At 58.3% G+C, this 725-nt stretch carries 1 protein-coding gene; it reads left to right on the top strand.

Translation table 11 applies throughout. The features are described 5' to 3' along the window. Positions 1 to 725: GTP-binding protein (locus B3759_RS14410; protein WP_291366969.1), on the top strand; the 725-nt coding region annotated here is incomplete at both ends.

Raw genomic sequence — 725 nt, 5'->3', positions numbered from 1 at the left:
GTGAAGAACATGATCACCGGTGCTGCCCAGATGGATGGCGCTATTCTGGTTGTGTCCGCTGCTGACGGCCCGATGCCGCAGACACGTGAGCACATCCTGCTTGCTCGTCAGGTCGGTGTTCCTGCTCTGGTCGTGTTCCTGAACAAGGTCGACCAGGTTGACGATCCGGAGCTGCTTGAGCTGGTCGAGATGGAAGTGCGTGAGCTTCTTTCTTCCTACCAGTTCCCGGGCGACGAAATTCCGGTGATCAAGGGTTCCGCTCTTGTCACTCTGGAAGATGGCGATCCGGAAATTGGCGAAAACCGCGTCAAGGATCTGATGGACGCTGTTGACTCCTACATCCCGCAGCCGGAGCGTCCGGTTGACCGTCCGTTCCTGATGCCGATCGAAGACGTGTTCTCGATCTCTGGTCGTGGCACGGTTGTCACGGGTCGTGTCGAGCGTGGCGTTGTCAACACGGGTGACGAAGTTGAGATCGTTGGCATCCGTCCGACGACCAAGACGACCGTGACCGGCGTTGAAATGTTCCGCAAGCTGCTTGATCGTGGTGAGGCTGGTGACAACATCGGCGCTCTGCTGCGTGGCACGAAGCGTGAGGACGTTGAGCGTGGTCAGGTTCTGGCCAAGCCGGGCTCCATCACGCCGCACAAGAAGTTCAAGGCTGAGGCTTATATCCTCACCAAGGAAGAGGGTGGTCGTCACACGCCGTTCTTCACGAACTACCG

The sequence above is a fragment of the Acetobacter sp. UBA5411 genome (genome assembly GCF_002409645.1).
Lineage (GTDB): Bacteria > Pseudomonadota > Alphaproteobacteria > Acetobacterales > Acetobacteraceae > Acetobacter.
This window is presented reverse-complemented; position numbering and strand designations above follow the sequence as displayed.